Annotated in this window: 18 protein-coding genes; 2 read left to right on the top strand and 16 right to left on the bottom strand. The window is 74.0% G+C overall.

The window, feature by feature from the left end; all coding sequences use genetic code 11:
* Nucleotides 1–90 precede the first annotated feature (90 nt).
* From CS2_RS06335 to CS2_RS06305, 7 genes are all read right to left on the bottom strand, one after another.
* Nucleotides 91–582: a flavin reductase family protein gene (locus tag CS2_RS06335; protein WP_070319344.1), complete on the bottom strand. Its 492-nt coding sequence runs from the start codon at nt 580–582 to the stop codon at nt 91–93.
* Nucleotides 579–950: a hypothetical protein gene (locus tag CS2_RS06330; protein ID WP_070319343.1), complete on the bottom strand. Its 372-nt coding sequence runs from the start codon at nt 948–950 to the stop codon at nt 579–581. The genes CS2_RS06335 and CS2_RS06330 overlap by 4 nt, the downstream gene beginning before the upstream one ends.
* Nucleotides 951–955: 5 nt before the next feature.
* A complete protein-coding gene (locus CS2_RS06325; protein ID WP_070319342.1) occupies nt 956–1,912 on the bottom strand; it encodes a PIG-L family deacetylase in 957 nt (318 codons plus the stop codon).
* Entirely contained in the window at nt 1,909–3,663 is a 1,755-nt protein-coding gene (locus tag CS2_RS06320) for a BCCT family transporter (protein ID WP_070319341.1), read from the bottom strand. Before CS2_RS06320 ends, CS2_RS06325 begins: the two co-directional genes overlap by 4 nt.
* A gap of 23 nt (nt 3,664–3,686) precedes the next feature.
* Entirely contained in the window at nt 3,687–5,624 is a 1,938-nt protein-coding gene (gene typA / locus CS2_RS06315) for a translational GTPase TypA (RefSeq protein WP_070319340.1), read from the bottom strand.
* 52 nt (nt 5,625–5,676) lie between these two features.
* Complete coding sequence (locus tag CS2_RS06310) at nt 5,677–7,713, bottom strand: ABC transporter substrate-binding protein (protein WP_169798629.1); 2,037 nt, start codon at nt 7,711–7,713, stop codon at nt 5,677–5,679.
* A 142-nt stretch (nt 7,714–7,855) separates the two neighbouring features.
* A complete protein-coding gene (locus CS2_RS06305; RefSeq protein ID WP_070319338.1) occupies nt 7,856–9,646 on the bottom strand; it encodes an ABC transporter ATP-binding protein in 1,791 nt (596 codons plus the stop codon).
* Nucleotides 9,647–9,672: 26 nt separating this feature from the next.
* On the opposite strand from CS2_RS06305, the gene CS2_RS06300 reads away from it, so the two are divergent.
* On the top strand, nt 9,673–10,284 hold the full coding sequence (locus CS2_RS06300; protein WP_070319337.1) for a PH domain-containing protein: 612 nt from the start codon (nt 9,673–9,675) through the stop codon (nt 10,282–10,284).
* A gap of 29 nt (nt 10,285–10,313) precedes the next feature.
* Here the strand turns inward: CS2_RS06300 and CS2_RS06295 are convergent, their stop codons facing one another.
* The 7 genes from CS2_RS06295 to CS2_RS06265 all read right to left on the bottom strand — a co-directional run bounded on the left by CS2_RS06295 (nt 10,314) and on the right by CS2_RS06265 (nt 19,508).
* A complete protein-coding gene (locus CS2_RS06295; RefSeq protein WP_070319336.1) occupies nt 10,314–11,390 on the bottom strand; it encodes an ABC transporter permease in 1,077 nt (358 codons plus the stop codon).
* Nucleotides 11,387–12,916, bottom strand: a complete 1,530-nt coding sequence (locus CS2_RS06290; RefSeq protein WP_046530306.1) for an ABC transporter permease — start codon at nt 12,914–12,916, stop codon at nt 11,387–11,389. Before CS2_RS06290 ends, CS2_RS06295 begins: the two co-directional genes overlap by 4 nt.
* A 212-nt stretch (nt 12,917–13,128) precedes the next feature.
* Nucleotides 13,129–14,925 (bottom strand): ABC transporter family substrate-binding protein, encoded by a 1,797-nt coding sequence (locus CS2_RS06285; RefSeq protein ID WP_233421087.1) that lies wholly within the window; start codon nt 14,923–14,925, stop codon nt 13,129–13,131.
* Between the two features lie 310 nt (nt 14,926–15,235).
* Entirely contained in the window at nt 15,236–15,886 is a 651-nt protein-coding gene (locus CS2_RS06280) for a VOC family protein (protein ID WP_070319334.1), read from the bottom strand.
* A gap of 54 nt (nt 15,887–15,940) precedes the next feature.
* Complete coding sequence (ychF, locus tag CS2_RS06275; RefSeq protein ID WP_046530303.1) at nt 15,941–17,026, bottom strand: redox-regulated ATPase YchF; 1,086 nt, start codon at nt 17,024–17,026, stop codon at nt 15,941–15,943.
* A 77-nt stretch (nt 17,027–17,103) separates the two neighbouring features.
* The gene (locus CS2_RS06270) at nt 17,104–18,660 is read right to left on the bottom strand and encodes a hypothetical protein (RefSeq protein WP_070319333.1); all 1,557 of its coding nucleotides are present in this window, start codon (nt 18,658–18,660) and stop codon (nt 17,104–17,106) included.
* Nucleotides 18,636–19,508 (bottom strand): ABC transporter ATP-binding protein, encoded by an 873-nt coding sequence (locus tag CS2_RS06265; protein ID WP_082739925.1) that lies wholly within the window; start codon nt 19,506–19,508, stop codon nt 18,636–18,638. The genes CS2_RS06270 and CS2_RS06265 overlap by 25 nt, the downstream gene beginning before the upstream one ends.
* Before the next feature lie 137 nt (nt 19,509–19,645).
* Here CS2_RS06265 and CS2_RS06260 point away from each other — a divergent pair, with 137 nt between their 5' ends.
* Complete coding sequence (locus CS2_RS06260) at nt 19,646–21,019, top strand: DNA recombination protein RmuC (RefSeq protein WP_070319331.1); 1,374 nt, start codon at nt 19,646–19,648, stop codon at nt 21,017–21,019.
* A 6-nt stretch (nt 21,020–21,025) separates the two neighbouring features.
* Here CS2_RS06260 and CS2_RS06255 read toward each other — a convergent pair whose 3' ends face one another.
* Nucleotides 21,026–21,547 carry a hypothetical protein gene (locus tag CS2_RS06255; RefSeq protein WP_156442024.1) on the bottom strand — a complete coding sequence of 174 codons (522 nt, stop codon included), beginning with the start codon at nt 21,545–21,547 and terminating at the stop codon, nt 21,026–21,028.
* Nucleotides 21,544–22,218 carry a hypothetical protein gene (locus tag CS2_RS06250; protein ID WP_070319329.1) on the bottom strand — a complete coding sequence of 225 codons (675 nt, stop codon included), beginning with the start codon at nt 22,216–22,218 and terminating at the stop codon, nt 21,544–21,546. Before CS2_RS06250 ends, CS2_RS06255 begins: the two co-directional genes overlap by 4 nt.
* Nucleotides 22,219–22,415 lie beyond the last annotated feature (197 nt).

Here is a 22,415-nt window from a genome sequence, read left to right as displayed (position 1 = left end):
TCTACGGCCGCGGCACCCGCGCACGGGCCGTCGCCCGCGCGCGTGCCGCGCGCGGCACCACCCGCCCCCGGCGGCGGCGCGTCCTGCCGCTCAGCGGACGCCGCGGAGCCGTCCGCGCAGGTGGACCAGGCCACCCGCGTCGGGTGCACCCTCGTGGGCGGCGACCACGCGCCCGATCACGACGTCGTGGTCCCCCGCGCCGTGCACGGCCTCGGTGCGGCAGTCGAACCACGCCGCCGCGCCGTCCAGCCACGGGGCACCCGACACGGGCGCCGCCACGTGCGCGACCCGGTCGAGCTGGCCGACCGCCGGGCGCCCGGGCGAGGCGAGCCAGTCGGCCACGTCCGCCTGGCCGTCCGCGAGCACCGAGACGGCCCACGCGTCGGTCCCGTCGAGCACGTCGCGCAGCCGCGCGTCGACGTGCACGCAGAAGAGCAGCATCGGCGGGTCGAGCGACACGGACGCGACCGACGACACGGTCGCGGCGTGCGCGACGCCGTGCCGGACCGCCGTCACCACGACGACCCCGGCCGCGAGCCGGGCCGCGACCGCGCGGTAGTCCGCGGGATCGACGTCCGTCACGGCGCGTCCGGCGGCGTGTCCTCGACCCACCGCCGCGGCACCAGCGCGACCGACCCCAGCGCGACCACCGCGCCGATCACCCACGCCCAGCCCCAGCCGTCGCCGGCCGGCACGAGCACGTCGCCCCCGGGTCCCTCGCTCGACAGCACCTGCACCGCGACGAGCACCCCCACCGAGGCCGCGACGTAGGCGGGCCAGCCCGCCCACGCGCGCGTCGTCAGCGCGACGGCCAGCACCAGGGCGAGGCACAGCACGAGCCCCCACGGCCGGATCGAGCGGTGCATGACGGTGCCGATGGCGCCGGCGAGCAGGCCCGTGCCGAGCGAGGCGGCGGTCCGGCCCAGGGTGGTGGCGGTGAGCTGCGGCACGGCGCTCAGGCTACCGGCCGCACACCGGCGGGCCAGACGACCCCCGCCTCGTGCGCGCGCAGGCTCCCGGGTGCGTAGCGGTAGCCCTCGACGGTCGGGACGGCGGCGAGCACGTCGTTGCTCAGCGCGTAGCAGCCGACCAGGCCGTCGTCGCCGTCGACGGCCCGCACGGCCTGCACCTGCGTCGCGTGCGCGCGCAGCGCGGCCAGCACGCGGGCGCGCACCGGCGCGACGTCGACCACGAGGTCGACCTGGTCGTCCGGCACGGCGACCGACGGCGGCTCGGCGGCCGGGTCCGGCAGGGTGAGCCCCTCGATCGCCGGCCCGAGGGCCGCGAGGACGGCCTCGCCCGCGAGCGCGGTCTGCGCGCGGCGCAGCGCCGCCCGGCCCGTCACGGCCCACAGCGCGACGGGCACGACGTGCGCGGGCGACAGCGGGTCGTCCCCGCGGGCCGCGAGCTCGAGCGCTCGCACCGTCACCTCGTGCGTCCGCACGTGGTCCGGGTGCCCGTAGCCGCCGCCGGGCTCGTACGTCACGACGACGTCGGGGCGGCGCGAGCGCAGCACGCGTGCGAGCCCTTCCGCGGCCTCCTCGAGCGACGCGAACGCGAACGCGCCGGGCGGTGCGTCGCCCGCGGCCCCCGCGCGCCCCGCGGCGACCCACGCCATGCCCGAGTCCTCGTACCGCTCGTCCTGGCCGACGGCCTCGTCGAGGAACCCGTGGTCCTGCACGCCGAGCGCCGCGAGCGCCTGCGCCAGCTCGCCGGTGCGGTGCTCCGCGAGCGCCGGGCCGTCGCCCTCCAGGTGCGCCCACCGCTGCCCGATGACCTCGCCCCGCTCGCCGCGCGTGGCGGTCACGACCGTCACGGGCCGACCGGCGGCCGCCCACGTGGCGAGCAGCGCACCGGTCGCGAGCGACTCGTCGTCGGGGTGCGCGTGCACCGCCAGCAGCCCGCCGCTCACGCGTCGGCCTCCGTGCTCTCGCCGTCGCCCGCGCCGGTGCCCGCAGCGCTCGCGTCGCGGCGCTGCGCGAGCATCTTCCGGACACGGCGGTTGGCGCCGCTCGCGACGAGGCGGCCGCGCTCGGCGGCGACGCCCTCGCCGATGGCCTCCTCGAGCAGCTCGCGCTGCGCGAGCCGCTCCGCGACCAGGCGCGCGTGGTGCTCGGCGCGGAACGCCCGGACGGTCGCGGCGACCATCGCGAGCATGACGAACGAGAACGGCAGCGCGATGAGGATGGCGGCCGTCTGGAGCGTCACCAGGCCGCCCGCGACCAGGAGCGACGCCGCGAGCAGCGCCGTCACGGCCGACCACGCGACGCGCGTCCACGTGCGCGGCGAGGGGTGGCCGCCGGTCGTCAGCATCGCGACGACGAACGAGCCCGAGTCCGCGCTCGTGACGAAGAACAGACCGATGAGCACGACCGCGCCCACCGACAGCGCGACCCCGCCGGGCAGCCGCCCGAGCAGGTCGAACAACGCGTTCGTCTGGTCGACCTGGCCGTCGGCGCCGACCAGGCCGCCGCCGCCGAACAGCTCGGTCCACAGCGCGGAGCCGCCCAGCACCGAGAACCACAGGAACGTCGCGACGACCGGCACGCCGAGCACGCCGACGACGAACTCACGGACCGTGCGGCCGCGCGAGATCCGCGCGATGAACACCCCGACGAAGGGCGCCCACGAGATCCACCAGCCCCAGTAGAACGTCGTCCAGGCGGCCTGCCATGCCTCGCCCTCGGCGCCCGAGAACGCGCTGACGTTGAACGACATCGGGACCACGCGCGCGAGGTACACGCCGATCGACTGCACGAACTCGCGCAGCAGGAACAGCGTCGGGCCGAGCGCGAGCACGCACACCATGAGGAGCCCGGCGAGCGCGACGTTGACGTTCGACAGCCACTTGAGCCCCTTGTCGAGGCCCGACACGACCGACACCGTCGCGACGGCCATGATCGCGACGACGAGCACGACCTCGAGCCCGGTCGACGCGGTCACGACACCCAGGTGCTCGAGGCCGCCGGCGATCTGCAGCACGCCGAGGCCGAGCGACGTCGCGAGGCCGAACACCGTGCCCACGACCGCGATCACGTCGACCACGTCGCCCAGGCGCCCGGCGGCGCGTCGCTCCCCCACGAGCGGCTCGAGCGCCCACCGCATCGACACGGGGCGGCCACGGCGGTGCACCGCGTACGCGAGCGCCAGGCCCACCACGACGTACACCGACCACGCGTGCACGCCCCAGTGCAGGTACGTCTGCACCATCGCCGTCTCGGCGAGCTGGGCGGGCGTGCCCGACGTCCCCGGCTTGGGCTCGGCGTAGTGGCTGAGCGGCTCGGCGACGCCCCAGAACACCAGGCCGATGCCCATGCCCGCGGCGAACAGCATCGAGAACCACGACCCGAGCGAGAACTCGGGCTCGTCGTCGTCGTCCCCGAGCATGATGTCGCCGAAGCGGCTCAGCCCCATCCACAGCGCGAACAGCACGAAGCCCGCGACGATCAGCACGTAGTACCAGCCGAACGCGCCGATGACGTCGGCCTGCACGGCCTCCACGACCGACTCCGCCCGGTCCGGGAAGAGGATCGCCAGGCCCGCGAGCAGCACGATCACCGCGGCGGCGGGCGCGAACACGCGCCAGGAGACGCGGGACACGCCGGACGTGGCCGGCGACGGGGCGGGGGTGGCGGCGCTGGGTTCGTCGGTCGGCGTCGTCATGCCGTCATCCTCGCCCCTGCGGGTCAGGACCGCTTGTTGCGTGCGGTCTGACGTGCGCGCTCGGTCTGGTCGAGCACGACCTTGCGGATGCGCACGACCTCGGGGGTGACCTCGACGCACTCGTCCTCGCGCGCGAACTCGAGCGACTCCTCGAGCGTGAGCTTGCGCGGCGGCACCAGGTTCTCGAACGACTCCGACGTGGACGACCGGATGTTGTTGAGCTTCTTCTCCTTGGTGATGTTGACGTCCATGTCGTCGTTGCGGGAGTTCTCCCCGACGACCATGCCCTCGTACACCTCGGACGTCGGGTCGACGAAGAACACGCCGCGGTCCTGCAGGTTGAGCATCGCGAACGGCGTCGCGACGCCCGCACGGTCGGCGACGAGCGAGCCGTTGGTGCGGGTCTCGATCGGGCCGGCCCACGGCTCGTAGCCCTCGGCGATGGACGACGCGATGCCGGTGCCGCGCGTGTCGGTGAGGAACCGCGTGCGGAAGCCGATGAGGCCGCGCGCCGGCACGACGAACTCCATGCGCACCCAGCCGGTGCCGTGGTTGCTCATCGTCTCCATGCGGCCCTTGCGCTGCGCGAGGAGCTGCGTGACGGCGCCGAGGTACTCCTCGGGCACGTCGATCGTCATGCGCTCGGTGGGCTCGTGCACCTTGCCGTCGATGGTCCGGGTGACGACCTGCGGCTTGCCGACCGTGAGCTCGAAGCCCTCACGACGCATCTGCTCGACGAGGATCGCGAGCGCGAGCTCGCCGCGGCCCTGCACCTCCCACGCGTCGGGACGCTCGGTGGGCAGCACGCGCAGCGACACGTTGCCGATGAGCTCGCGGTCGAGGCGGTCCTTCACCTGGCGGGCCGTGACCTTGTGGCCCTTGCCGCCCTTGCCGGCCAGCGGGGACGTGTTGATCCCGATGGTCATCGAGATCGCCGGGTCGTCGACCTGGATGAGCGGCAGCGGGCGCGGGTCGTCGGGGTCGGTGAGCGTCTCGCCGATCGTGATGTCCTCGATGCCGGCGACGGCGACGATCTCGCCCGGGCCCGCCTGCTCGGTCGGCACGCGGTCGAGGGCCTTGGTCTCGAGGAGCTCGGTGACGCGCACGTTCTGCAGCGTGCCGTCGTGCCGGGCCCACGCGACGGTCTGGCCCTTGCGCAGGGTGCCGTTGTGGATGCGCAGCAGCGCGAGACGCCCGAGGAACGGCGACGCGTCGAGGTTGGTCACGTGCGCCTGCAGCGGCGCCGTGGGGTCGTACGACGGCGCGGGGATCTTCTCGAGGATCGTCGCGAACAGCGGCTCGAGGTCGGGGCTGTCCGGCAGGCCGCCGTCGGCGGGCTGCTCGAGCGACGCCTTGCCGACCTTGGCGGCGGCGTACACCACGGGCACGTCGAGGATCGCGTCGAGGTCGAGGTCCGGGACCTCCTCGTGCAGGTCGGACGCCAGGCCGAGCAGCAGGTCGGTCGCCTCGTGCACGACCTCCTCGATGCGCGCGTCGGGGCGGTCGACCTTGTTGACGACGAGGATGACGGGGAGCTTCGCGGCGAGCGCCTTGCGCAGCACGAACCGCGTCTGCGGCAGCGGCCCCTCGGACGCGTCGACGAGCAGCACGACGCCGTCGACCATCGACAGGCCGCGCTCGACCTCGCCGCCGAAGTCGGCGTGCCCGGGCGTGTCGATGACGTTGATGGTGATGCCGTCGGGCTGCCCGACCTTCGCGGCCGCGGGACCGGCGTACCGGACCGCGGTGTTCTTCGCGAGGATCGTGATGCCCTTCTCGCGCTCGAGGTCGCCCGAGTCCATGGCCCGCTCGTCCACGTGGTCGTGCGCGCCGAACGCGCCGGACTGCCAGAGCATCGCGTCGACGAGCGTCGTCTTGCCGTGGTCGACGTGCGCGACGATCGCGACGTTGCGCAGGTCGGAACGGACGGCCGTGCCGGAGGCCTGGTCGGTGGCGGGCATGCGGGTACTCATCTCAGGAGGGGGGCACGCCGGGCGCGACGCGGCGTCCATCTTACCGCCGTGTCCAGCGCCACCACCATGTGAGGTCCGCCGCTCCCGGCGTCAGCGCGGGCACGGGGTCGAGCACGGGCAGCCCCGGGTCCTCGTCCGCCGACCGCTCCGCGGTCAGCGTCACGACCGGGGTGCGCACGAGCGGCAGCACCGCGCCCGACGCGACCAGGGCGGCGGACACCTCCGCGACCTGCGCCGGGACGACCGCGGGGTCGCGCTGCGCGACGAGCGCGTCGAGCGTCGCGTCCAGCGCGGCGTCGGCGTGCCCCGTGACGTTGGTGGCGCCGCCCGTGCGCCAGCGCGCGGCCAGCGCGGCCACCGGCAGGTCCTCCTGCGCGACCGGCACGACGGCCACGTCCCAGTCCTCGGGGCGCGTGCGCAGGGTCCCCGCGGGGTCCGTCGCCTCGACCGGCTCGACGTCGAAGCCCGCACGCCGCCCGGCCTCCACCAGGGCGTCGACCACGCCCGCGCGGACCGGGTCGGCGGTGTTCGCGAGCACGCGGACCGTCACGCGCTCCGGCGCCGCGTCGGTCGTGGCAGGTGCACGCCCGTCCCCGGCCTGCGCGTCCCCGGCGTCCGCGTCCTCGGCGTCCGCGTCGCCCGGCTGCGGCGCGGCGGGCGCCTCGGCGCCGACCTGCGCCGCGACCACGTCGGAGACCTCGGCCCCCTCCCACAGCGGCGCGACGACGTCGTTCACGGCCTGCTCACGGGGGACGCCCGCGAGGAACGCCCGCCGCAGCTCGGCCGCCGCTGCCGCCGGGTCGGCCGCGGACGCGTGCGCGGCCGGGTCGAACGCTCCCCCGGCCGCCTCCTGCACCACGAGCTGGAGCACCGCGTCGCCGCCCGTGACGACCGTGACGTCGTCGGCGTCGACCGCGGCGGCGAGCACGTCGGCCGTGCTCAGCGGCGCCGCGACGTCGAGCTCGTCGGCCCCGACGGCCGCGACCTGCGCGAGCGGGTCGAGGTCCGTCCGCAGCCGCACGCGGTCGAACGCGGCCGGACGCTCGCCCGCGTACGCCTCGTTGCGCACGGCCTCGACGCCGCCGTCGTCGACACGCTCGAGGACGTACGGCCCGGTCGTCGTGGTGAGCGTCGGGTCGGCCGCCACCGCACCCGCGCGCCCGGCGCCGCGCCACACGCGCGACAGCGGCACGAGCGCGGCCCGGTCCTGCTGCTGCACCGCCGTCACGACCGCCGCGGCCCAGCGCTCCGCGTCCTGCGCCGGATCGGGTGCGGCGGTCGCGCCGGGCGTCGAGGTCGCCTCGGGCGCGGAGGTCGTGGTGGCGTCCGGGGCCGCGCCGGGAGCCGGGGTCGCGTCCGACGCCGCGGTGCCGGACGCTCCCGGCGCCGGGGCCTCGGCCTGCGCGGTGACGTCCGCGGCCGGCTCCTGCGCGGGGAACCTCGGCGCGGCCGGGTCCAGCGCGAGCCGCCCGACGACGTGCGCGGGAAGGTTGACGTCGAGCGCGACCTGCCAGTCCGCGACGGGGGTGTCGTAGACGACCGTCAAGGTGGCCCCGTCCACCGCCGGCACCGCGGACGCGTGCGCGAGCGCCGCCGACGTCGCGCCGAACGCGACGACGTCGTCGAGGTCGCCCGCCGGTGCGCCGTCGGCGTCGAGCTCGGGTACCACCTCGTCGAGCTGCCCGCTCCGTGCCGCCCACTCCAGCAGCAGGTCCGCCGGGGTGACCGCGACGCCGTCGGACCACCGTGCCGTCGGGGCGATCGTGTACCGCACGGTCAGCGGGTCGTCGGCGACCTTCTCGACCGTGCCGAACGACGCGTCCTGCTCGACGGTGCCGTCGGCGGCGAGCGTCGTGAACCCGGACTGCACGAGCCCGCGGACCAGCACGCTGCCCGGTGCGCGACCGGCCGCCGTCGCGCCGTTGAGCGACACGAACGGGAGGTCGACGCCCACGGCGACCGTCCCGGCGCGTGCCGGGTCCACGGGGTCCGACGTGCACGCGGCGAGCGCACCCGTGAGCACCACCACCAGCCCTGCCGCGACGCCGCGCGTCGCACCCACCCGTGTCCGCAGCACCGACCGACCTCCCGCAGCTGTGCACCACCTACCAGGGCCGGGCACGTGCGCGCCCGGTGGAACCCGCCGTGCCGGGCCCGACGTGGTCGGACCCGGCACGGCGGCACAGCGTCGGCACCCGCCGTGGCGGGTGCGCGGGGCGTCAGCCCGCGTCGACGAGCAGCGCGCGCAGGCGCCGCCGCTCGCGCTGCTTCTCGGGGTTCGGCAGCGGAACCGCGGCGATGAGCCGCTGGGTGTACGCGTGCTGCGGCCGGCGCAGGATCTCGTCGCGCGAGCCCTGCTCGACGATCTCGCCGCGCCGCATCACCGCGATCCGGTCCGCCAGCAGGTCGACGACCGCGAGGTCGTGCGTGACGAACAGGCACGCGAACCGCAGGCGCTGCTGCAGCTCCTGCAGCAGCTCGAGCACGTGCGCCTGCACCGACACGTCGAGGGCCGACGTGGGCTCGTCCGCGACGAGCAGCTCGGGCGAGAGCGACAGCGCCCGCGCGATGCCGACGCGCTGCTTCTGCCCGCCCGACAGCTCGTGCGGGTAGCGGTTGCGGTAGGCCCGGGGCAGCTCGACCTGGTCGAGCAGCTCCTCGATCCGCCGCTGCAGCGCCTGACCCTTGGCCTCGCCCGCGAGACGCAGCGGCTCGCCGATGCTCTCTCCGATGGGCAGGCGCGGGTTCAGGGACGACGACGGGTCCTGGAAGACCATGCCGACCTTGCGTCGCAGCGCCGCCATCTCCTTGCGCTTGGCGGCGCGGACGTCGATCCCCGCGACCGTCAGCTCGCCCTCGACCGCGGGCAGCAGCCCGACGGCGGCGCGGCCGATCGTGGTCTTGCCCGAGCCCGACTCGCCGACCAGACCCACGACCTCGCCGGCGTGCACGACGAGGTCGGCGTCGGAGACGGCGCGGAACGCGGGCATGCGCCCCTGCTTGGGGTACTCGATCGCGACCCCGCGCAGCGACAGCACGGGCTCGCCGATGCGCTCCAGACGCTGCCGCTCGGTCTCGGCCGCCTCGGCGAGACGACGCGCGTTCTCGGCCTCGCGCGCGGCGAGCTCCTCGGGCGTCACCGCCTCGACGAGCGCCTCGGCACCCGTGACCGACGCGAGCGCGGCGGTCAGGTCGATCTCGGGGCCGCCCAGGTGCGGGACGGCCGCGAGGAGCTCCTGCGTGTACGGGTGCTGGGGCCGCGCGAAGATCTCCTCCGCCGGGCCGGTCTCGACGATCACGCCGTGGCGCATGACCGCGATGCGGTCGGCGAGGTCGGCGACCACGCCCATGTCGTGCGTGATGAGGATGACCGCCGAGTCGAGCCGGTCGCGCAGGTTGCGCATGAGGTCGAGGATCTCGGCCTGCACCGTGACGTCGAGCGCGGTGGTCGGCTCGTCGGCGATCAGCAGCGCCGGGTCGCACGACAGCGACTGCGCGATCATCGCGCGCTGCCGCTGACCGCCCGAGAGCTGGTGCGGGTACGAGCGGAACGCCTTCTCGGGGTCGGGGAGCTCGACCATCCGCAGGAGCTCGATCGCACGCTCGCGCGCCTCGGCCGGCGAGATCGCGCGGTGCAGCCGCAGCGTCTCGACGATCTGCGCGCCGACCGTGTACGCGGGGTTCAGCGCGGTCATCGGCTCCTGGAAGATCATCGCGATGTCGTCGCCGCGCACGCGACGCATGCGCTGCGCCGAGATGCCGCGCAGCTCCTCGCCGCGCAGCTTGATCGACCCGGAGATGCGCGCGTTGCGCGGGAGCAGGTCGAGGATCGCCATCGAGCTCACGGACTTGCCGGAGCCGGACTCGCCGACGATCGCGAGCACCTCGCCGGCGCGCACCTCGTAGTTGAGGCGGATCGCGGCGGGGACCCAGCGTCGGTCCACGGCGAAGTCCACCGACAGGTCGCTGACCTGCAGGACCGGGGTCGTGGTCGCGTCGGACGTGGTCATCGCGGTGCTCCTGAGATCATGACGGGGTGGAACAGCAGTGGACGTACCGGCCGCGCAGCTCGGCCGTGCTCACCGGAGCCACCTGGCTCGTCGCCGTCGGTCTGACGACCGCCGAGGTCCTGGCCGGTGGCGCGGCCGCGGGGCTGCGCGTCCTGCCCGCCGCCCTGCTGGTGGCGCTGCTGGGCTGGGCGGTCTTCTACCGCCCGCACGTCGCGGTCGACGACGCCGGTGTGCTCGTCGTGAACCCGCTGAGCACGACCCGCGTGCCCTGGGCGGCGCTCATCGACGTGCGCACACGCTTCACGTGCACGCTCGTCACGCCGCACGCGTCGGTCGAGGTCTTCGCCGCGCCGGGTCCCGGCCGCCACCGCGCCGCCTCGGCGACCGCGCAGGACGTGCGCGCGGTCGCCCGCGGCGCGGCCGACGGCCGCGGCGCCGTGAGCATCGGCGAGCTGCCCGGCTCGCCGTCCGCGGTCGTCGCGCACCACGTGCGTGAGCGCTGGGCCGCGCTCGTCGAGTCGGGCCGCCTCGAGGCGGGCCTCGCGGACGAGACCCCGGTCGAACGACGGACGCACGGGCGACTGCTGGCGGCCGTGGCCGTCCTGCTGGTCGCCGCGGTCGTGCCGCACCTCGGCTGAGCGCGCGGACCGCACGGCGGTCGCCGCCGTCACGGGCCGTCCACGGACCCGGCGGGTCCCGACCGCGGCGCCTCGTCGGCGCGGGCGGGCGCTGCGACGGCCGGTGCCGCACCGGCGGCGTCGGGCCGGCCCGGGCCGGACTCCTTCATGCGCCGCAGCGAGATCTTGCGCTGCCGCGGGTCGAACGCGTCGCGCAGGCCGTCACCGATGAAGTTGATGCACAGGCAGATCAGCACGATGAACAGGCCCGGGAACCAGAACAGCCACGGGCGCGTCGAGAACGCGGCCTGGTTCGCGCTGATGAGCAGACCGAGCGACGTGTCCGGCGCGCGGACACCCATGCCGAGGTAGGACAGGGCCGTCTCGAGCAGGATCGCCGACGACATCAGCAGGGTCGCGTTGACCGTGATGACGCCGACCGCGTTGGGCAGGATGTGCCGGAAGATGATCCGCGCGTCGGACGCCCCGGCGAGCCGGGCCGCGTCGACGAACTCGCGCTCGCGCAGCGACAGGAAGTCGCCGCGCACCAGACGCGCCATGCCGGTCCACGTGGTGAGCCCGAGCAGCACGCCCAGCACGAGCACGCCGGCCTTCGAGTTGTACGCGATGACCGCGCCGATGAGCAGCACGGGGATGATGATCACCATGTCGGTCAGGCGCATGAGCACCGCCTCGATCCAGCCACGGAAGTAGCCGGCGGCGGCACCGAAGACGACGCCGATGATCGCGGAGATCGCGCCGACCATGAACGTGATCGCCAGGGAGATCTGCGTCCCGCGCATCGTCATGGCGAAGTAGTCGCGGCCGACCGTGTCCTGGCCGAACGGGTGGTCGCCGAGCGAGAACGGGAACAGCTGGAGCGTCGGACGCCCGCCGTTCTGCAGCGGCGGCGTGTCGGTCCAGCGGAACTGCCACCAGCCCTTGATCGGGCCGATGCCGACCGACGTCAGGGCCAGCAGGACCACCAGGACGAGGAGCACGAGGGAGACGATCGCCCCCGTGTGCCCGAGGAACCTCTTGCGGACGAGGGCGCCCTGGCTCATGCCGCGGAGCTCGCCGGGCACCTCCCGGGACTCGCGCTCGTCGGTCTGCGTCGTGCTGCTCATGCCTTCACCCTCACGCGCGGGTCGAGTGCGGAGTACGCCAGGTCGGCCAGGAGGTTGAACACCACCGCCGTGATCCCGACGACCAGGAACGTCCCCATGACCGGGTTCGGGTCCTGGTGGCTGAGCCCGTTGATGAACAACGCACCCATGCCCTTGAACGAGAACACGTTCTCGGTGATGACGGCGCCGCCCAGCAGGCCGCCGATGTCGTACGCGACGATCGTCGCGAGCGGGATCAGCGCGTTGCGGAACGCGTGCCGGACGACGACCACGCGCTCGGGCAGGCCCTTGGCGCGCGCCGTGCGGACGTAGTCCTGCCCCATGACCTCGAGCATCGACGCGCGCGAGTAGCGCGTGTACGACGCGAGGGAGATGAGCATCAGGGCGAGCGTCGGCAGCACGAGGTGCGTGTACTTGTCGAGGCCCGAGACCCAGAAGTCGCCACCCAGGCCCGGGGTCTCGGAGCCGATCGTGGCGATCGGGCGGCCGCGGACCTGCGTGAAGTAGCTGGGCCACGCGATCATGAAGCGGTCGAGCATGACGAGCCCGGCCACGAGGAACGACGTGAGCCCGGCGACGCGCATCGACTGGCGGCGGTCGTACCCGCCGAACAGGTAGCCCACCAGCACGCCGGCGCCGACCGCGAGGACCCCCAGCAGCAGGATCAGCGGGAACGTCGCGCGGTCGAGCAGCGGGCGCAGCGCGAACATCGCGACCAGCGCGAGCGCCACGGTGACGAGCGAGGCGTAGAGCGCCCGACGGTTCTGGGAGCCGGCGATGAGCGCCGAGAGGCCGATCGCGATGCCGACGCCGGTGACGGCGACGAGCGCGGGACCGAGCCCGGGGTACCGGAACCACTGGGTCGCACCGAGGTACCAGAGCACGCCACCCGCGGCGACCGCGGCGACCGCGAACGTGATGAGCCGCCGGCGCAGGTCGCCGCCGATGATCAGGGCCCAGACCAGTCCGGAGACCAGCCCCACCACGACCACGGTGGTGATCGGCACGCTCGGGTCCGCGAGGAAGTCGTTGAACCGGATCGCGCCGAACTCCTTGAGGAGGACGGCGACCCAGAAGACCGGGAGCGAGAAGAACAGGAACGTCAGGAAGGTGACGCCGTAGTCGAGCGCCGAGTACTGCCGCAGGGCGGTGACGATGCCGATCGCGATGCCGACGACGATCGCGAGCACGGTCGCCGCGGCGACGAGCTGCAGCGTGGACGGGATCGCCGACCCGAGCGCCTGCGTGACCGGCTGGCCCTGGAGCGTGACGCCCAGGTCGCACTGCCCGGGGATGACGCACTTGACGGCGCCGCCGAGCCAGAGGAAGTACCGCACCGGCGCGGGGACGTCGAGGTTGAGCAGCGCGGTGCGCTGCGCCATCAACGCTTCCTTGTTCGGGCGGGTCGATTCGCGGAACTCCTGCAGGGGGTCGCCCGAGAGGGCGACGAGCTGGTACACGAGGAACGACGCACCGAGCAGGATCAGCAGCGACACACCGAGGCGCCGCAAGACGTAGGAAGTCATGACTCTCGCTCTCGCACGGCGGCTCCGGCGACGCGGGGTCGCGCCGGGCCGTCGAGACGGGACGTGCAGGGGGACGCCCGATCTGTGCACGGGCGCGGGTGGACAGAACTGTATCCCCCGGCCGGGCCCTCCCGGGCCCGCGCGCGACGGCGCCGGGACTGCGAGCTCGCGAGTCCCGGCGCCGTCGATGTCACACCGGAGGTGTCAACGGATCAGTCGTTGACCGTCCACTCCCAGACGTTCCACCAGACACCGGCCTGGTTGGGGTTGTAGTCGTCGATGCCGCTGACGCGGTCGCCGACCGCGTCGAGACCGACCGACTGGAACAGCGGGAGGCCGTAGGCGTCGGCGAAGATCAGCGGGTCGATCTCCTCCTGGATCTGCGCCTGCTGGTCGGTGTCGAGCGTGACCACGAGCTTCGCGGCCAGCTCGTCGACCTTGCTGTTCGAGTAGCCGTTGTAGTTGCCGCCACCGGTCGTCGAGAAGATCTGCGGGACGCCGGCCACGCCGATGCCGCTGTTGATCCAGCCGAAGATCGCCGCGTCGTACGTGCCGTCGGACAGGCGCGAGCCCCAGGCCGCGTCGCCCTGGTCGTCGATGACGAAGCCGGCCTGCGTCGCCGAGGCGGCGATCAGGGTGTAGGCGTTCACGCGGTTCGGGTTGTTGACGTTGTAGAGCACGCGGACCGTCGGGCTGGTGACACCGGCCTCGGCGAGCAGCTGCTTGGCGCCCTCGACGTCGGGCTCACCCGGGTAGTCGGCCGAGCCGTTGGCCGCGACGGAGTCCTCGTACGAGGCCTGCGCCGGCACGAAGAGCTGCGAGTTGAGGATCTGCGCGTCGTCCTTCTGCGGCGTGATGATCGCGTCGAGGATCTGCTGGCGCGGGATCGTCTTGAGGAACGCCTCACGCACCTTCTGCGCCTTCGCGGCGTCGCCGCCGTAGGTGGCCGGGTCGAACGGGCCGCCGTTGTTGAAGGTCAGGTCGATGTGGTCGTACGCGAGCTGGTCGCCCTGGTGCAGCGTCACGCCGTCGAGCGCCTTGAGCGCCGTCAGGGTGTCGGCCGACGACTGCGGGGAGATCACGTCGACCTCGCCGTTGCCGAGCGCCTGCACGGCCGCCGTGGCGTCCGGGATGGTGCGCATGATGATCGTGTCGAGCTGCGCCTTCAGGTCGCCCGTGTACTTCTCGTTCGGGACGAGGGTCACCGACTGGTTCTCGACGACGTCCGACACGATGTACGGGCCCGAGGACAGGTAGAGCTCGGGGTCCGAGGGCAGCACGGTCGAGTCGTAGCCCGTGTTCCAGAAGTCGGCCACGGCACGCAGCTCGGCGTTGTCCGCCGTCGCGGTGGGCGCGACGTCGGCCTGCGCCTCGAGCAGGTCGAGCAGGGCCTGGCCGTCGGCGAGGCCCGCCTTCTTGGCGACGACGTGCGCCGGCGCCTCGGCCGCGAACGCGACCTCCCAGTCGGCGGCGGGCGCGCTGTAGTTCAGCGTGATCGAGCGGCCGTCCTCGCCGATCTCGGGGAAGTCCGTCAGACCGAGCGTGGTGGAGTCACCCGCGTAGTCGAAGTAGGTGACGTCGCCCGACTCGGAGTTGTAGTGGCCCGACTGCACGGCCCACGCGAACACCAGGTCGTCGGCGTCGACGGGCTCGCCGTCGGACCAGGTCACGCCCTCGTTGACGGTGTACTTGACCGAGAACGGGTCCTCGGAGACGACCTCGTAGGTGCCGAACGACTCGTCCTTCTGCACCTTCGGGTCGCCCGCGGCGAACGACGAGCCGTCGACGTAGTTGAACCACGCACGCGTGGGGTACGTCGTGATCTTCGAGTTGATGTCGACGTTGCCGTTCGACGTGTTCGGGTTGAACGACGAGAACTGGTTCGTCTCCGCCACCGTGAGGGTGCCGCCGCCGGCGCCCGCCGAGGCGCTGCTGCCACCGTCGGGCTCGTCCTGCGGCGTGTTCGCGCACGCGCTCAGCACGAGCGCGCCCGTCGCGAACAGGGCCACAGCGAGGCTGGCCCGCCTGATCTTCAATGTTCCTCCTGAGACGTGGTGGACGTGGCCGCACGGCTCCCCCGGGGTACAGCTGCAGGGGGCCGGGGCGCGCTCGCCCGCCGGAATTGGGGCAACGCTAGCCCCGGAAGAGGGGACGAATCAGGCATGGGCCGACACCGATGTCGATCGTTACCTGATTGATACTGGTGAGTACCGTCCATCATACGAGACGCGCCAAGCGGAAACAGCCGCGTAACACGGATGACACACGCACAGGCGGTGTGGTTCGCGTCACAGTGCCCGTGCGCAGGTGCGGGCGCCGTCAGTCGCGGTCGCGGGACGTGCACAGGCACGCCCGGTTGCCCTCGGGATCCTCGACGACCACGAAGCTCGGCGCCTGCGTGCGGTCGACGACCCGACCGCCCGCGGCCACGGCCGCCGCGACCCGCTCGTCGAGGCGCCCGGGCTCGACCCACACGTCCAGGTGCCAGCGCTGGCGCGGCTCCTGCGCGCCGGAGCGCTGGAACCACACGGGCGGCTGCGCGTCGGCGGGGTCGCGCACCTCGTCGTCCGACCCCGGGGTCTCCTCGTACGCGAGGAACGCCGCCCACCAGCGTCGCGCCGCGGCGACGTCGGGCGTGTCGAGCGCGATCTCGGTGCGCTGCAGGCCCGCGCCGTCGCACGTCAGACCGGCGTCGGCCGCCAGGCGCGACACCGTCCGGGCGAGCGCGACGTCCCGCTCGGTCACGCCGCCCGAGTCGTGGCTCACGAGGCGCACGTCGACGCGGCCGTAGCGCAGGTCGACGTCCGGGTGGTGCCCCGCCTCCTCGGATGCCGCGCCGATCGCCGCGACCAGCGCCAGGCCCGTCGTGAAGTCGCCCGTCACGACGCGCGTGCGCAGCCCGTCGCCGAGGTCCGTCCACCCCGCGAGGCCCGCGTCCGCGACCTCCTGCCCGCTCAGCGTCGTCGCCATGCGCCCATCGTGACGCCACCACCGCGCCGACGCGCGGCGGGGCGCACGCGGCGGTCACACGTTGAAGCGGAACTCCACGACGTCGCCGTCGGCCATCACGTAGTCCTTGCCCTCGATGCGCGCCTTGCCCGCCGAGCGCGCGGCCGCGACGGACCCCGCCTCGACGAGGTCCGCGAACGAGATCACCTCGGCCTTGATGAAGCCCTTCTGGAAGTCCGTGTGGATGACGCCCGCGGCCTGCGGCGCCGTCCAGCCCTGGCGGATCGTCCACGCCCGGGACTCCTTGGGGCCCGCCGTGAGGTACGTCTGCAGGCCGAGGGTGTGGAAGCCGACGCGCGCGAGCTGGTCCAGCCCGGCCTCGTCCTGGCCGTTGGCCTCGAGCATCTCGCGCGCCTCGTCCTCGTCGAGCTCGACGAGCTCCGACTCGAACTTCGCGTCGAGGAACACCGCGTCCGCGGGCGCGACGTACGCGCGCAGGTCGTCCTGCATGGCCGTGTCGGCCAGGCCCGCGTCGTCGGTGTTGAAGACGTAGATGAACGGCTTGGTCGTCATGAGCTGGAACGGCGCCAGGTCCGCCGGGTCGATGCCAGCGGCGCGCGCGCCCTGCGACAGGACCGTGCCCTGCTCGAGCACGCCGAGCGCGGCCTGCGCGGCCGCGAGCACCGACGCGTCGGTCTTCTTGGCGCGCACCTCCTTCTCGAGGCGCGGCACGGCCTTCTCGAGCGTCTGCAGGTCCGCGAGGACCAGCTCGGTGTGGATCGTCTCGATGTCGTCCTTCGGCGACACGCGCCCGTCGACGTGCACGACGTCGGGGTCCGCGAACGCGCGTGTCACGACGCAGATGGCGTCGGCCTCGCGGATGTTGGCGAGGAACTGGTTGCCCATGCCCTCGCCCTCGCTCGCGCCGCGCACGATGCCCGCGATGTCGACGAACGACACCGTCGCCGGCAGGATCCGCTCCGAGCCGAAGATCTCGGCGAGGGTCGTCAGCCGGGGGTCCGGCAGCGGGACCACCCCCACGTTGGGCTCGATCGTCGCGAACGGGTAGTTCGCCGCGAGCACCTGCGCGCGCGTGAGCGCGTTGAAGAGGGTGGACTTGCCGACGTTGGGCAGGCCGACGATGCCGATGGTGAGAGCCACGGGCGACGAGTCTACGCAGCGCCGCGGCCGGCCCCCGACCCGTGCGGGCGGGGACCGGCCGACCGGCCTTCACGGACTCAGTCGAACGCGCGCATCCGCTGCAGCAGCTCCGGCCCGCGGCGCTCCAGCACCGACCCGCCGACGCGCACGCCGACCACCAGCAGCACGGCGCCCAGCACCGCCCCGACCGCGAGCGCCACCCAGCCGAGGACGGCCGAGCGCTGCAGCACCGCGATCAGCGCGAGCACGGCGGCCGGTGCGCCGAGCACGCCGACGGCGGTGAAGCCCGCCAGCTGCGACGTGAACGACGCCGCGTTCGCGCCCTGCTTGGTGCCGAACGGGTTCTCGCCCGGCATCTGCACCGGGTAGACGACGAGCGCCGACGTGACGCTCGCGGTGCCCAGCGACGTGAGCAGCAGGCCCAGGCTCGCGCCGAGCAGCGCGGGCAGCGCGTCGAACCGGTCCGCGTACCAGGCGGTCCCGACCGTGACCAGGACCGTCACGACGAGCCCGAGCACACCGGCCACGAGCACGCGGCCCCAACGGTCGGTCACGCCGCGGACGGGCGCCGCCACGTGGGTCCAGAACGCGGTGCCGTCGTACGCGACGTCGGCGGAGATGCTCCAGCCGACGACGAACGCCGTCGCCGGACCCGCGATGAGCAGGAGCGCACCGCCCGGCGACGAGAACGCCAGCACCAGCGGGATGGCCGGCACGATCGCCACGGCGATCGCGTAGCGGGGGTCGCGGAGCCAGTACGTCGCGGCGCGCGCGGCGATCGCGCCGACGGGCGTGGCCGGCAGCCGGCCGAACCACCCGAGGCCGCGCGCCCGCGCGTCGCCGCCCGTCGACACCGGGTCGGTGAGCGTGCGATCCAGCGCCCAGGACCACACGCGCAGCGCCACGAGGACCGTCGCGACGCCGATCGCGAGCCGCGCGAGCGCGCCGAGCCAGTCCCCCGCAGCGACGGCCGGTGCGACCGCCCACGGCGCGCCCACCGGCGTCCACGACAGCACGCGCGCCACCGTGACGAGCCCCGCCAGGCGGTCGGCCGAGTCGGCGAGCGTCGACATGATCGGGCCGAGGAACATGATCGGCACGATCGCCAGTGCGGCGACCAGCTCGCGCACGCGGCGCCGCCCGATGAACGGCGCCAGCGCGGTGGTGGTCGCCCGCGAGCCGATCGTGCACGCGAGCACGCCGACGAGCGCGCCGACCAGCGCCGCGACCGCGGCGGCGGGCTCGCGCCACCACGACAGCGGCGTCGCGAGCGCGACCAGGGCCGTGACGACGCCCGGCACGCCGATGAGCCCAGCGAGCGTGAGCCCCACGAGCAGGTCGCGCCGTGACAGGCCGAACGTGAGGAACCGGCGCGGGTCGAGCGTCGCGTCGACGCCGAACGCGACCAGCGGGATCAGCCACCAGCCGAGCACCAGCAGCGAGCCCCCGACGACCAGGACGTCGGACCGGGCCTGCAGGTCGACGAAGCCGAGCGCGAACAGGCCCACGACCGCGCCGACCAGCAGGAACAGTCCGTACAGCGCGCCCACGACCATGCCGAGGACCTGCCAGACGCTGCGCCGCAGACCGTTGCGCAGCAGCGTGAGCTTCAGTCGGACGAGGTGCGCAACCACGCGATGCCCTCCCCGCTGATCCGCCCGCCGACGAGGTCGACGAAGCGCTCCTCGAGCGACCGGCCCGCGCGCACCTCGTCGACGGTGCCGGCCGCGAGCACGTGGCCCTGCGCGATCACCGCGACGTGGTCGCACATGCGCTGCACGAGGTCCATGACGTGCGACGACACGACGACCGTGCCGCCGCCGTCGACGTACTGGTGCAGGATCTCGCGGATGTTCGCGGCCGACACGGGGTCGACGGCCTCGAACGGCTCGTCGAGCACGAGCACGCGCGGCGCGTGCACCAGCGCGCACGCGAGCGCGACCTTCTTGGTCATGCCCGCGGAGTAGTCGACGACGAGCGTGTCGGCGTCCTGCGTGAGCCCGACCGCGGCGAGCAGGTCGCGCGTGCGGCCCTCGACCGTCGGCCGGTCGAGGCCCTGCAGGAGGCCCGCGTAGGTGACGAGCTGCGCGCCGGTGAGGCGGTCGAACAGGCGCACGCCGTCGGGCAGCACGCCGAGGCTGCGCTTGACCTCCACCGGGTTCGCCCACAGGTCGACGCCGCCGACGAGCACCGTGCCCGCGTCGGGGCGCAGCAGGCCCGTCGCCATCGACAGCGTGGTGGTCTTGCCGGCGCCGTTGGGGCCGACGAGCCCGTAGAACGAGCCCGCCGGGATCGCGAGGTCGACGCCCGCGACGGCGACCTTCTGGCCGAAGCGGCGCCACAGGCCGTGCAGGGACAGCGCGGGAGCGGCGGCGGTCGCGGGGGCCGGGGCGGGCGTCGGGACGGCACCCGGCGTCACGCCGCCGCCGGACGGGGCGCCGGCGTCGTGCCCGGGCTGCGGGACGGGAGGTGGTGTGGTCACGCCACCGAGGATAGGGACGGGCCGCGTCGCGCCGGATCGGTCGCGCGGCCGATCCTGCGCCTCCGTCCCGGGACGCAGACGAGGGGTCGCCGACGCGTCGCGGACCGGTGTCGGAGGTGGCTGGCACGCTGCGTGGCATGGAGATCCCCGCGTCGCCCTGGCCGGTCCTCGTCGCGCTGCTCGCCGGGATGCTGGTCGGCGGCGTGGTCGCCTGGGTGCTCGCGGCGTCGCGTGCGGCACGCGCCGCGGAGGACCGCGTGCGCGCGGCCGAGGTCGACGCCGCGCGCGCCCGCGCCCAGCTCGAGGCCGAGCGCGCGGGCGCGGGCGACCGGTTCCGTGCGCTCGCGGACGAGGCGCTCGCCGCGACGAGCGAGCAGTTCCTCGCGCTCGCGCACCAGCGCCTGGCGGCCGAGCACCAGACGCAGGCCGGCGAGCTCGCGCAGCGCGAGCAGGCCGTGCGGGCGATGGTCGAGCCGCTGGGGCGCACGCTCGACCAGGTGCGCGCCGAGATCGCGGCCGCCGAGCGCGCACGGGCCGAGGGCAACGCGGCGCTCGGCGAGCAGGTCCGCGCGATGCGCGCGGCGTCCGAGCAGCTGCGCGGCGAGACCGGGCGGCTCGTGACAGCCCTGCGGTCGTCGCAGGTGCGCGGGCGCTGGGGCGAGGTGCAGCTGCGCCGCGTGGTCGAGGCGGCGGGCATGCTCGCGCACGTCGACTTCGTCGAGCAGGAGCAGGTGCGCACCGACGACGGGCTGCTGCGCCCCGACATGGTGGTGCGGCTCGCGGGCGGCAAGCACGTGGTCGTCGACGCCAAGGTCGCGTTCCTCGGGTTCCTGGAGGCCACCGAGACCGACGACGAGACGGTGCGCGCGCAGCGGCTCGCGGCGCACGCGCGGCACGTGCGCAAGCACGTGGACGACCTCGCGTCCAAGCGGTACTGGGACCAGTTCGCCCCGGCGCCCGAGTTCGTCGTGATGTTCGTCCCCGCCGAGTCGTTCCTGCACGCCGCGGCGGACCAGGACCCGACGCTCGTCGAGTACGCGTTCGAGCGGAACGTGGTGCTCGCGACGCCCGTCACGCTGCTCACGCTCCTGCGGACCGTCGCGTACGCGTGGCGCCAGGACGCGCTCGCCGCGAACGCTCAGCAGGTGCTCACGCTCGGCAAGGAGCTGCACGGACGGCTCGCGACGATGGGCGGGCACCTCACGCGGCTCGGGCGTGCGATCGACGCCGCGGCGGGGGCGTACAACCAGACGGTCGGGTCGCTCGAGTCGCGCGTGCTGGTCAGCGCGCGACGGTTCGCCGACCTGCACGTCGTCGACGACGAGCTGCCCACACCGGAGCCGGCGAACCCGCGGCTGACGGCGTTGAGCGCGCCCGAGCTCGTCGCGTCGGCAGCGGACCGGCTGGCAGCGCTCGACGAGCGCGTCCTCGGGGACCCTGCGACGCGGCGCGACGCCCGGTCGCTCGACGACGGGCCCGCCGATGTGCGCGAGGACGACGCGTCGGCCTGAGCGCCGTCAGTCCTGCGTGGTCGCGCCCGGTGTCGCATCCGGCGCGCAGAGCGCGGCTGCGGCCCGGGCGTCGGCCTCGAAGCGCGAGGTCGCCGCCGTCACGGCTGCAGCGTCGACGGTCCCGTCGTCGACCGCGGCGGTGGTGGCCTCGACGAGACCAGCGAGCGCGTCGTCGTACGCCGTGACGGTCGGGCTCGACGCGTCGTCGAGATCCGTCGCGCTCTCCCGGAAGGCGCTGCGCGCCTCCTCGAGGGCGGCGAGGGCCGCCTGGGGGTCGGAGTCGAGCAGGGCGAACGCGTTGAGGACCACCGTCGAGGAGTCAACGAGCTGGCTCGTGACGCCCGCGCACGGCGGGTCGGGCTCGAGCTCGATCGGCACGGGCGACACGGTGCCGTGCGGTCCCGCGGTGTCCTGCGGTCCCGCGGTGTCCTGCGGTCCCGCGGTGCCCGGAGCACCCGCGACGCAGCCCGACAGTGCCAGCAGGCCCGCCACGGCCACCGCGTGTGCGGGCGTACGGAGAGTCCTCATCGTTGGTCCGCGATCCCTTCGTCACGCAGCCGGCGCAGCACGCTCAGCTGGGTCCGGTGGTTGCGACGCGTGGCGTCGACCGTCAAGACGGTGTCCGGCCACCCGGCCCTGACCATGAGATCCAGACCGACCCGGAAGGCCGTCCCCTCCCAGTCGAACGTCCGCCACCGACCGTCCAGCAGGTTCTCGCGCCGCACGACCACCTGCGTCTCCGGATCCCTGCGGATCCGGTCCGCCGCGTACCCACGCACCTCGACCTTGCCGACCGCCTCGGTGATGTCCAGCGTCCACTCGACATCCGCCTCGGCGGCCCGGATCGCGTCGACGTAGGCCCGCTCGTACTCAGGAGAGACGTGCTTCGGGTTCAGGATCACCGTGCCCACCCGGCCCCGCAACGTGACCCGCTCGAACTGGTTGGCGAAGAAGAACATCGAGGTCTTGTCGCACGACAACCCCTCAACCCTCACGTCCCGCAGCACCGCACCGCTCAGCGCCACCCGCGTCAACCGAAGATCGGTCAACGTCAGCCCATGCAGCAGCGGCCGCTGGCCGTCCGGGGGACCCCAGTCACTCCAGCAGTCGTCGACATGGACACCCGACGCCACGAGCGGCCCGATGACACTCCCCCGGTCCAGCTGCCGCCCCGCGATCGTCGGCTCAGTCTTCCTCACGCCCTCAGCCTCCGAACGTCCACATCACGTAGTTCACCATCCGCTCCACGCTCACGTACGAACGCCTCAGGTGCGCCGCGATCGTCGACGGGTTCGTCGTGGTCACCTCGTAGGCCTGCCCGGTCGCCCGTGACACGAAGTCCGGACGCCCCGCGCCACCCTGGTGCTCGAAGTGCTGGCGGACCCACGAATCCTGG

The organism is Cellulomonas iranensis NBRC 101100 = JCM 18110 (assembly GCF_001552375.1).
GTDB lineage: Bacteria > Actinomycetota > Actinomycetes > Actinomycetales > Cellulomonadaceae > Cellulomonas > Cellulomonas iranensis.
The sequence above is the reverse complement of the archived record's forward strand: the minus strand, read 5'-3'. Positions and strand labels throughout refer to the sequence as shown.